Annotated in this window: 8 protein-coding genes and 1 pseudogene; all 9 read right to left on the bottom strand. The window is 33.6% G+C overall.

Features of this window, described 5'->3' with window-relative positions; translation table 11 throughout:
* A pseudogene (locus tag TA89_RS03695) lies at positions 1 to 792 on the bottom strand (YfcC family protein); the annotation flags it as partial.
* A gap of 118 nt (positions 793 to 910) precedes the next feature.
* Complete coding sequence (locus TA89_RS03690; protein ID WP_052447306.1) at positions 911 to 1,831, bottom strand: LysR family transcriptional regulator; 921 nt, start codon at positions 1,829 to 1,831, stop codon at positions 911 to 913.
* A 356-nt stretch (positions 1,832 to 2,187) separates the two neighbouring features.
* On the bottom strand, positions 2,188 to 3,009 hold the full coding sequence (locus TA89_RS03685) for a Fic/DOC family protein (protein WP_147590062.1): 822 nt from the start codon (positions 3,007 to 3,009) through the stop codon (positions 2,188 to 2,190).
* Positions 2,987 to 3,175: a hypothetical protein gene (locus TA89_RS03680; protein ID WP_040210943.1), complete on the bottom strand. Its 189-nt coding sequence runs from the start codon at positions 3,173 to 3,175 to the stop codon at positions 2,987 to 2,989. The genes TA89_RS03685 and TA89_RS03680 overlap by 23 nt, the downstream gene beginning before the upstream one ends.
* A gap of 481 nt (positions 3,176 to 3,656) precedes the next feature.
* A complete protein-coding gene (locus tag TA89_RS03675; RefSeq protein ID WP_040210942.1) occupies positions 3,657 to 6,287 on the bottom strand; it encodes a PRD domain-containing protein in 2,631 nt (876 codons plus the stop codon).
* A gap of 583 nt (positions 6,288 to 6,870) precedes the next feature.
* Positions 6,871 to 8,337, bottom strand: a complete 1,467-nt coding sequence (locus TA89_RS03665; protein WP_040210939.1) for a glycoside hydrolase family 1 protein — start codon at positions 8,335 to 8,337, stop codon at positions 6,871 to 6,873.
* A 1-nt stretch (position 8,338) separates the two neighbouring features.
* Complete coding sequence (locus tag TA89_RS03660; protein WP_040210936.1) at positions 8,339 to 9,811, bottom strand: glycoside hydrolase family 1 protein; 1,473 nt, start codon at positions 9,809 to 9,811, stop codon at positions 8,339 to 8,341.
* A 1-nt stretch (position 9,812) separates the two neighbouring features.
* A complete protein-coding gene (locus TA89_RS03655; RefSeq protein WP_040210934.1) occupies positions 9,813 to 11,252 on the bottom strand; it encodes a glycoside hydrolase family 1 protein in 1,440 nt (479 codons plus the stop codon).
* Between the two features lie 2 nt (positions 11,253 to 11,254).
* The coding region (locus tag TA89_RS03650) for a MupG family TIM beta-alpha barrel fold protein (protein WP_040210931.1) at positions 11,255 to 12,260 on the bottom strand (1,006 nt) is incomplete at its 5' end.

Here is a 12,260-nt window from a genome sequence, read left to right as displayed (position 1 = left end):
TATTACAAGCCATTTTCTAGTATCCATAGGTTTGTCAAACTCTTCAATGTCACTCTTACTTGATTCACTTGCTGAATCTAAATCATACATATAACTGGCTTCCGGATTAAGCTTAACCTTCTTTGCATATCTTATGAGAAAAATATTAGTTACTATATAGAATACAATAAAGCATACAGTCCTGTACCCTATCCCTGAGTATGGTGGTAATCCGGCAATATTTTGAGCAACTATAGTAGTGTTTACGTTTAGTGTTCCTGTTGAAAATCCTACAGCACCTCCTAAAAGTATAATTCCTGCACCAACTATAGAATCAAAGCCTAAAACCTTAGCAAACATTACCATTACCGGTGCAAAGCCTATAAAGGTATTAACTCCCTGTGTTGTACATATTAAAGCAAATATTAATGTAACAATAGGAATAAATATCGTTTCTTTAGAAGATAGCTTTTTAGAAACCATAGCTATTAGCGATTGTAATGCCCCACTGTTAACTATTACATTAAAAGCAGCTCCTGAAAATAATATTACAAAAATAAGACTCGCAGTCTCAATATAGCCCTGTATAGCAAAATTGCCCAGTTTAAAAATATTAACCGGAGTACTGGCTATATATTTAAAAGATTCTGCATCAATAACTTTTTTCCCTGCGGAATTTGCTATTCTAGCATATTGACCGGCAGGAACGATCCAAGTGCAGATAGCCGCTGCCAAGACAATAATACCAATAATCACCAGAGAATGCGGCATCTTAAAGCTTTTTTTCTTAACCTTATCAATGGTTTTAATCATTTAAATACCCCTTTACAAATTTATAAAATCCCTTACACAGCTGTATAACTACTGTAATTGTAAGTATTCATAATTTTTATGTAAGGGTTTAAATTTTTATATTTACTAAAAGCAAAACTTATATATCCCTGCTGAATATATCCTTTATTGAATTAATCATTTTATTAAAATTCTTAATTTCCCTTGAGACATTAGGATAAGCAATAACTAATTCTGACGGAGTTTCATCCTGTACCACATTATAATATTCAATATTTTTTATATGCGACATATAGTTAATATAGCTTACCCTATTGAATCCTACTCCAAAATTTGCAGAAACCAGCTTCATTATAGTTTCAATATTTCTAATTTCTATAATTTTTTTAGGTATTATTCCAGCATTTTCAAACAATATATTACTAACTTCCCTTAAACTTTGTCCCTTCTGAGGTAAAATAAAGGTTTCATCCTCTAAATCCTTAAAATCAATGTATTGAAAATTGCCCTCTTCCTGCCATTTAGCTTTTCTTCTTAGCTTACTTGAAGAATTAACGGCTAAAAATAAATCGTCATTAAAAATATATATATAATTTAAATCGCTTCTTCTTTTCATACAACTGTAAATGGTTAAATCCAGTTCATAATTTGCCACCATGTTCTCTAATACGCTTGTATTAGATTCAGTAAATACCAATTCAACCTCTGGATAATTCTCACTAAAATAACTTACAATTTCCGCTACTATATAAGGTGACCTTCTTAACTGTACCCCTATCCTTAATCTTCCTGAGCTGCCACGAGAAAAGTTATGCAGTTCCGCATTAAATTCCTTTTCTAGGACAAGCATTTCTTTGGCTTTTGCAGCATATTTCTCACCTATATAAGTTAATGTGTAGAAATTTCCCTTCCTTAAAAATAATTTAGCGCCTAACAGCTTTTCTAAATTATTTATATAAAGACTTAATGCCGGCTGTGAAATAAACAATTTCTTTGCTGCCTTTGACATGCTGCCTTCTTCTGCTAAAGTACATACATATAGCTGTTCTTTTAAATTCATACTACCCCTCCATATATAAGTTAAACAAATGGAATATATAATAAAAACTAATAAGAATAACATTTAATTTTTTAAGCTTATTAAAGTAAAAACTCCAGGGATAAAACCCTGGAGCCCGGTAAACTAATCATGGTTAACCATACACAAAGAGCCAAGATATTGATTAACGTCCCCTCTTGGAATATGGGGAAAGTGTGTTAACCCACTTCAAAGCACTTAAGCTCTGCACTCTTATTACTACTTAAATATAACATATTTCTAAATACTGTCAATATAATCCATACTAATTGTATCTTTCATCTTAATATTTTACATATAACCTATCCGTACCAGGCTTATTTACCTATTCTATTTTTTTACTTAGAATTTCTACATTCGATATCCATAATTATATCTGAAACTATATTAAATATTTTGTCATTTCTATTTATTAAACCTTTATCTATTCTCTTCTCAAGATCTTTATACATTTCCTGTATCCTCTTATAACTTATATAACTATCTTCAGCTAAATTAAATTTAAGTTGCTGCAATTTATCTAATAGTCTTTCCGAAGCATTTTCTATTTCAGGTATATCCTTTATGTATTCGTTAATAATATTGTTTATTATATGATCTTTGAATATCTTTTTTAAAGGAGAATAATCTATGTATGAATCTACAAATGCTTTAAACAATCTTTCTTTATCAATTTTACTATAACTTATTTTATAACCAGCTTCCCTTGCTAAAGATCTTAGAAACTCTCTTGTACTTCTACCATTTCCTTCTCTGAAAGGATGCAGCATATTTATTTCCAATGCATAGTATCCAAATCTATCCGAAAACTTATCTATTGATAATCCCTTTAAATAATTATCTTTCTTTATTTGATTAAATATATATTCAGCCTGATAACCTATGTTTTGTACGTAACAAAAATCTCTTCCTTTACTTATGTCAACAACTCGTATTTTCCCTGCCCAAGTATATATATCTTTAAATAAAGCTTTATGAATATCTTGTAAATAGTTTAAATCAAAAACACCTTTAATTGGATTGGCTATAATTCTAACATTTGAAATAAAAGTAAGTTCTCTTTCCTTTTTTTCTAGCAAGTTACTATCTTTTATGTTAAATTTATTCTTTAAAACAAGGGAACTAGGGTAACAATATTTACTGTCCATCTTTCTCTTCACTGAGAATTTTCAAAACTTCTTCCTCAGTTAACTCTCCTCTTAAATATTTTCTTGCTATATCCTCTTCATATTTCTCTACATACATATCCTCTATAGCTAAGTTAGCCTTAGCCTCTTTGATAATATATTCAATTTCTTCTTTGCTTCTCTTTTTGTTTTTAACCATAATACCAACTCCTTAAATTTACCTACCTATCATTTAACTAATCATTTTATTAAAAAACAATATGTAATTACATTCATATTTTGATAATATATTACATATTTATCATATTACAAGCTTTAGAACTAATCAAGGACAAAGAAACTCCCTCAAAGATAATAGTTTGAGGGAGCTTGATTGGTCCAATTAGCTATTTTTCAGTTTTTCAGCGTAATTTTCAGCAGCAAAGCAAATATAATAGCTTAATCCAATCTGTATTCCTTTCATCATTTGTCTGTGAAAATAATCCATCATTACAAAAAGGGATCATTACGATCCCTTTTTGTAGTGATAAATATCAATTTAGTTAACAAACTATACGGTGAAATCTTTCGTGCTCCTAAATAGCCTCTATATTTCTGGCGTTAACCCCTAAATTATTTGGTTCCCCTACTATTTTTAGTTTTATAAAGTTCTTATAGCTTATTATATAAAATTAATGATATTAACATTGTTTAATAATCTGAATGATATTCGCATATTCATCATCATTAAATTTCACATAAAATTCATCTTCTGCTTTTGCTAAAATATCTTTTAAATCATTATATAATCGCTTATTCTTAGATATAATACGATTTGATTGCTCATTTCTTGGACGAAACTGTTGATTTTGCATACGATAAATTGAACAAGCAATGTGCATGAATAAACCGATCTCTTGATCCGAAGATAATCCATGAACCGCCTTTTTTATACGAATAATGGCTTTAGGAAGAACTTCTTTTAACAATTGAACATCAAATCCTTCTAACTGTTCTTGTAAATATGCGTAGACCGCATCATAATTGACAGACATAACCGCCTGTGTTGTTTCTAAAGATAAAAGAATATCCAATTTATCTGACGGTGTATCAAATAGTGTGGAAATAGGGATATAAGGAATACCATACAATTCAGGATCATATGCTCCAATCACACAAACAATTTTCTGATTTTTTTGAATCTGATTGACTTTCTTTAAAAGATATTCGCGATCAGAAATAGCTAAGGGAATAATATCGGTATTTTCTAAGTGAATATTTTGAGAAATATAGTTTTTCATCTGAATGGCAGCACCTTCTCCAGTCATACACAGTGTAATGATCACTTGTGACTGCCCTTGTTTTTGATAAGATTCCATCAATTCTGGATACATTGCCTGATATGAATTAATAGCTTCGTTATATACTTCCTCTAAAGAATTGTTGCAACTAGCCTTTCGTGAGCAATCCAAAGCAATCAAAGTAGCAGGAATACAAACAGCTTTAATTTCAATTCCTGTTTCTGCAGCAATCATAGTGGCCATCGATAAAATAGATCCCATATCATACAATAATAAAATACCTTTACCTTGATCAATTTCCAAAATTGTTTGTTTTAGTTCTTCATAGATAAATTGCATATCCTTATCTAACATTAAATCAAAAGAGAAAATATTCCCCTCTTTTACAAGTGTATCTACCACTTCTACAATGCTCGAAGCGGTACTGTTTCCATGCATAGCCACTAAGACAACCGGTTTATTTGCTGTATTTTTTAAAGTATCCTGACAAATAAACATCGTAAGAAAAACAACTTCATCAATAGGAAGCGGCAAGTTAAACTTATTTTCCAGTTCACTGGCAAATTTCGAACAAAAGATATATTCTTTATTGAATTCTTTTATAATCTTTACAATTTGTTCATTGGATATCTTCTGTGATTTACTTTGTCTTTCCAACATAGCCGATAAATGCAAACATATTGCATAAAAAATAGAATCTGGATAAACTCGATCAAAGTTCAATGACGCTTCTTTTAGAAAACTATCCACACTTGAAATAATTTGAGGATCAACGATTTTAGAAATGGATTCTTTATCAATTTCCTTTTTTGCTATTTGTTGATTGATTTTATAAAAATATTGATCCAGATCCTCATGAATAATGGTGGTGATATCCTCTTCTTCGATCCCATGCTCTTTTAATTCTTCCACCTTGCGATCAATCATGTCATATAAAGTATCTCTGGCATTTTTAGGAGCTAACCTTGAATCTTCGCTAACATTAGTGGTTTCGGAAGAAAAAATATATTGGTAGTTTTCAGGAATAATACTTTCAATTTGCGTGCGATATTTTCGATAAGATAAAAAACCTTTACGCACATAATTAGGAAAATCATGGAGAAATACTTCCATCTGCTCAACATCAGCATCAAAATTTCTAGCATAGCCATTCGCACACCCTAGCTGAATATCTTTCTTAAGTTGTTTAACATTGGACTGACAGGGATACAACAGAAGACACCTTAAAAGTTCCGCATTTATCTTTATATTTTTCTGCATTCGCAATGCCTCTTTTTGAAAGAATTGCTGTACCATTTCTAAACGTTCTTCTAATGTTCTTTTCGATAGCGGGGGTAAATCGACCACTATGGAAAATCTGGAAGTATATAAACTCAATTGCGATGGGTTGATTGAATCATCCACCGAATAGATCAAAACCGTATGCAGTGAAGAAGACTGAGCTGATTCAGCTTGCTTCAATAAGTCATTTTGCATATCCAAAGGTAAATAATTGATGTGATCCACAAACAAGACACCTTTTTGAGCCCTAAACATAGCACCTGTACCTTTGGCAAAAAAAATATCTTTGATTTTATCCTTGCTTTCCTCTTCCAAATAACGGCAATTAATTTTCACAAAAGGAGCATCTGTTGAAATAATATGGTTTTCTTTGGTAAACTCATAAATCAACGAAGCCAATAAACTCTTTCCCGAACCGTCCTGACCTGTAATCAAGATAGGCAAAGAGTTTTCTGGATATAATAAAGCCGCTTTTGTTAATTGCACAACCTGTTTTAAACTGGTTTTATAACCAATCATTTTTTTAAAACAAGAATCTTCTTCTTTTTTGACCAAAGAATAATAAACTGGCCGGCCTGCTGTTTTTTTAATCAGTTGATCTTTTACTAATTCATTAAGAATCCTACTTAAATTCGAACGCTGCATCTGCAAAGATTCCGATAATTGTTGGGTCGTAAAATGAATATCTTCCTGATGATTTTGTGCTTGGCTTTGCATATACTCCAATACAATATCTTTACTTAGTTTCATCCATCACACTCCCTTTACCAATGTATTTTATCATATTTTATAAATTATGATAAACCATTTTATCATCCACAATCCTTTCTAATAATTGTGTCAATTCTTATTATTTTAAGGCACAGCCAAAGAATTCTTATCCATAATTTACAAGGTTAGGTTTGTTTCCTTTCTCAAACTGCCTTTATGCTCCTATTCTCAGTATTGATAAGCTCCATATATCGTCATCACTGTAAAAACGTCCATAAATTATATTTCTGATTTTTATTTAATTGAATTCCATTTCTCATCACTGAATTCACTGTGTAACTAATCGTTTTCATTTCCTTGGCAATCAAAACTGGTAAATCTTGATGAAATATATCTGGTAAATATGTCTTAATAATAACCGTACGATATGCAGATAACAAATGCATATCGTACGAAACATTAGTGCACTGCATCACATATTGTTCTGCAGCTTCATCTCCATTGCAATTCTCCAAGAGTTTATCATGGTCACATAACAGAAGCTATCCACTTAAGATCACTCCATATTCTTTTATTTTTTATTCACTTTTATACGATAAAAAGCGAAAGAAGAACCTTCGCTTTAATCAACATCCTCCCCATTTGATGCAATGACCTTTTTATACCAATAGAAAGAATCTTTTTTATATCGTTTCAAAGTACCTGAACCATCGTTATCTCGATCCACATAGATAAATCCATAACGCTTTTTCATCTCGCCAGTGGAAGCACTGACTAAATCAATACAGCCCCAATATGTATATGCCAATAGGTTTACGCCATCTAAGATTGCATCATGCATTGCCAATACATGTTCTTTTGTATACGCAATACGATAGGGATCGTGAACACTTCCATCTTCTTCTAAGGTATCTACAGCTCCTAAGCCATTTTCAACAACCATCAAAGGCAGCTGATATCGTCCATACAATTCATTCAAAAAATATCGAAGACCCTTGCCATCAATACTCCAACCCCATTCACTGTATTTTAAATACGGATTTTTTGCCCCTGTGGTAAAGTTTCCTTTTGCCTTTTCCGCATTTTCATCCACAGTGATACAACCGGTTGAATAGTAAGAGAAAGTAATCATATCTACTTTTCCCTCTTTTAAATCAATGAAGTCCTGTGGCTTAGTCACTAACTTCATATCATATTCATCCCATAATCTTTGAGCAAAAAATGGGTATTCTCCTCGTACCATCGTATCACAGCAATAATAAAAATCATCTTGCAAACGTTTTTGATTGGCAAGAACATCATCTGGGTTGCTAGTAAGAGGATAGCTACAAGTTCCACCTAACATACATCCAACCATCATCTCTGGATTTGTTCCATGGGCAGCACGAACTGCTCTGGCACTGGCAACGAATTGATTATGCAGTGTTTGAATAGCTTCACGAACCATAGAATCAGAATAGTTTGGAAGATAGTTTCTTAATAAAATCGGACTGTTGATTTCATTAAATGTCAGCCAGTATTTTACAAGACCATTATATTCCTTAAATAAAACACGGGTATATTTTTCAAAACAATCAATCAGTTCACGATTGTTCCAACCTCCAAGCTCCTCTTCTAAATGTACCGGTAAATCATAATGAAAAATTGTTACCAAAGGTTCAATATCGTACTTCTTTAATTCTTCAAATACGTTGCGATAAAAATCTAATCCAGCTTGATTGGGTTCTTCCTCGATTCCTTTTGGAAAAATACGAGCCCAGGAAATCGACATACGAAAGATTTTAAATCCCATCTCAGCAAACAAGGCAATATCTTCTTTATAATGATGATAGAAATCAATTCCCTTATGATAGGGGTAATAATAACCATCAAGAACAGCTCGATGAGCCCCCTCTGGCAGCTCTTCTAACATAATTGCTTTTCCCGGTTTGCCATCATTTGTGAGATAAGTGGTATATCTTGGTTCTGTCAATGTTCCTGCTGTACTGGCATCTGACACCGTCATGCCTTTCCCATCAACATTCCATGCACCCTCACATTGATTAGCTGCTGTGGCTCCGCCCCATAAAAATCCTTTTGGAAAACTCATACTAATCACCTAAATCCTTTCCATTGGTTTCAATTACTTTTTTATACCAGTAGAAACTGTCTTTCTTATAACGTTTCATACTTCCTTTTCCTGTATCATCTCGATCCACATAAATAAAGCCATAGCGTTTTTTCATTTCACCTGTGGAAGCACTAACTAAATCGATACAGCCCCAGGGTGTATATGCTAACAAATCCACTCCATCATCAAAGGCTTTATCCATAGCTTTGATGTGTTCACGAATATATTCAATTCGATATGGATCATGAATGCTTCCATCCTTTTCTAAGATATCCACAGCCCCCAAGCCATTCTCAACAACCATCAAAGGTTTATGATACCGCGCATAAAATTCATTTAATGAATAACGCAATCCATCTGGATCAAAACTCCAACCCCAGTCAGAATATGTCAAATACGGATTTTTAGCTCCCATATCCAAGTTTCCACCAGCTTTTTCTTTTACTTCATGGGTAGATGCACAATTTGTACAATAATAAGAATACGTGACCATGTCCACAGCTCCCTCTCGTAGATCTTGCAGATCTTGATCCGTTATCTCCAAGTTGGCTTTATATTTTCTCCAAATTCGTTGAGCAAAATATGGATACTCCCCTTGTGCCATAACATCGGCACTATAATATGTATTTTCTTGTAATGTCTCCTGCGTTAAAAGAACATCTTTGGGATCACAGGTCAAGGGATAACGACTTGGTCCTCCGGCAATCATGCAGCCAACGACGTAATTTGGATCAATTTCATGTGCTCGCTTCACAGCTCTGGCGCTAGCAACAAATTCATAATGAAGTAATTGCAAATCTTTTTGCACTTTCTCAAAGGGATAATTAGGAAGTAAGCTTTTCATCATGATTACATTATTAATCTCATTAAAAGTTAGCCAATATTTCACCAATCCCTTGTATTCTTTGAACAGTGTTTCTGCATATTTTTCATAATAGTATATTAAGTCACGATTATTCCAACCACCAAGTTTCTCCTCTAAATACACCGGTAAATCATAATGAAAGATTGTTACTAAAGGTTCAATATTGTACTTCTTTAATTCTTCAAATACATTGCGATAAAAATCTAATCCAGCTTGATTGGGTTCTTCCTCGATTCCTTTTGGAAAAATACGAGCCCAGGAAATCGACATACGAAAGATTTTGAATCCCATCTCGGCAAACAAGGCAATATCTTCTTTGTAATGATGATAGAAGTCGATTCCCTCATGGTAGGGATAATAATACCCATCAAGAACAGCGCGGTGAGCCCCTTCTGGCAGTTCTTCAAACATCATTGCTTTTCCTGGCTTTCCATCTTTTGAGATATAAGTGGTATATCTTGGTTCTGTCAATGTTCCTGCTGTAGTGGCATCTGAGATAGTCATGCCTTTCCCATCAACATTCCAGGCACCCTCACATTGATTAGCTGCTGTGGCTCCGCCCCATAAAAATCCTTTAGGAAAACTCATATTATTCACCTAGCTCCTTTCCATTGGTTTCAATTACCTTTTTGTACCAGTAAAAACTATCTTTCTTATAGCGTTTCATTGGCGATGTTTTCGCTTTCTCATCATCTTCATCACGATCCACATATATAAATCCATAACGCTTACTAATTCCTTCTCGTGTGGAGACTAAGTCTAAAGCACTCCATGGGCAATATCCCATAATATCGGCACCTTCTTCAATTCCAATCTCCATTTGACGAATCATTTCTCGCAAATGATCAATTCTATACTGATCATGAACACTTCCATCATCTTCTAGAATATCTGCTCTTCCATAGCCGTTTTCAGTAATAATCAATGGCAAATGATAACGTTCCGTCAATCGTCTTGCCGTTACACGTATGCAATACGGGTCATAGATATGTCCATCAATCTCGCTTTTTTTAAAATATTCATTATTAACTCCCCGTCCAATTCCTGGTTTGCTCATCAAAGCCTGTAAATAAGAAGTGTCGCGATTATCCGCATTTTTTAATGAACTAAGATCTTGTTTATAGTATTCCAGATATTCTGTAGTATCATTACCATAACAGTTAAAGCCTAAGAAATCCGGATGGCAAGTTCCCATACATTCAAAATCTCCCTCATGTACATCCAATACAACATCATTCATTTCAAAATATTTATAGACACTTTTCGGGTATCTTCCGAATATAAGAGCATCTGTATAAAAGTTATTTCTTAAATCATCCATATTCATAGCTGCCAAATAATCTTTTGGTGAACTTGTTTTTGGATAAGATGTCGTTAAGTTAGGAGCCGGTCCGATTTTAGAATTCGGACACATCTCATGACAAAGATGGATTGCCTTAGCTTGAGCCACCAATTGGATGTGAGCTTGATTATATAAAGTATTTAGTGATTGTGCTTTTGTGATACCTCCAATCATATCGAAAGCCCCAAAGAAAATCAGCATATTCTGTTCATTGAAAGTTAACCAATACTTTACATCATCCTTAAAATTCTCAAATAAAACACGACAATATTCTACATACGCATCAATCATACTGCGATTATTCCACCCACCATATTTTACTTGCAAAGCTAAAGGCAAATCAAAGTGGAAAATCGTAACGATGGGTTCAATCCCATATTTATGACATTCCAAAAAAACATTCTTATAGAAATCAATTCCTGCCTGATTTATGTTCCCCTCTCCTTCAGGCATAATTCTAGCCCAGGAAATCGACATACGATATGCCTTGAATCCCATTTCTGCCATCAAAGCTATATCTTCTTTATAATGATGATAAAAATCCGAAGCGTAATGGAAAGAACAAGTTCCGGGATTCAATGGTTTAACATCCCAGATTGTCAATCCCTTTCCATCGGAACTATATCCACCTTCTACTTGGGCACTGGATGAACTCGCACCCCATAAAAAATTTTCTGGAAATGACATTTTTAATCCTCCCATACAAATCTAAAGGGTTGCCCTCCCTTTAGATACTGTAACAATTGTACTTCTAAAGGATTTAAGTACCCAACAACGTTTGTTTTTCCATAGTTTTTCATTTCTTTTAGGGCAATTTGTACTTCTCCGGCGTATTGTCCGTAAAGTACATTATCAATTAGGACATCACCGGGATGAATATCCACAGTATTAAATGGTTCTACTTCTTCACGCATCATACGAGATTCAAGTGAACGAATTAAATAAGCCCCTTGATCTCCGCGAACTGACAAATTCATTTGTAATCTATTCTTCATAGATTCTGTCACACCATCTACTAAATTTACATGAAATGTAGTGATCTCTTGATTGGCTTGAGCCATTTTACGTAATTCTTCTTCAGTTGCGAAACAATTTCCAATAATAATATCATCAACATTTCCCATCATTAAATAATGAAGTGTTTGTATTTCGATAGGCCAATCCCGATGCATTTCCAAAGTTGGTAACCCCTCAGTCACAGGCCAAGGCCCAAACTGATCTTTGGCTTGTGAGCTGACAAAGGTCATAACTGGCAAATTATGTGATACCCAATTATTCGTACTTTCCATAAAATGTTCTAATAATACGCCTGTATACCGATGTGGGTAGTAATTGTGACATCCACAAATTTTTTCTGGATTTCCCCCCGCTTGTAGAACATGGCCTACATGATCCAATTTGGTTGCCCCGTTAAGACAAATTTTAATACCTTCTTTATTTTTTGATAAATACGCTTCTTCTAAATCACACATTCCTAGATCCAAACGTAAAGTGTCTATTTTCAAATCTGAGAAAAAAGATAAATCCAAAGGTCCTCGAAAGAAGTTGGCGTTCACACCCAATTTATCAAATACCATAGGGTTCACATCAACCACAATTTCATAGCCCAACTCTTTGGCTGGAAATGTATATTTTTTATATAGTTCTAACACTTCCTCTCTACTTCCATCTTTCACACCAAGCAATGCTAAAAAC

Origin of the sequence: Clostridium polynesiense (genome assembly GCF_000820705.1) — a bacterium.
GTDB lineage: Bacteria > Bacillota > Clostridia > Clostridiales > Clostridiaceae > Clostridium_AA > Clostridium_AA polynesiense.
The sequence above is the reverse complement of the archived record's forward strand: the minus strand, read 5'-3'. Positions and strand labels throughout refer to the sequence as shown.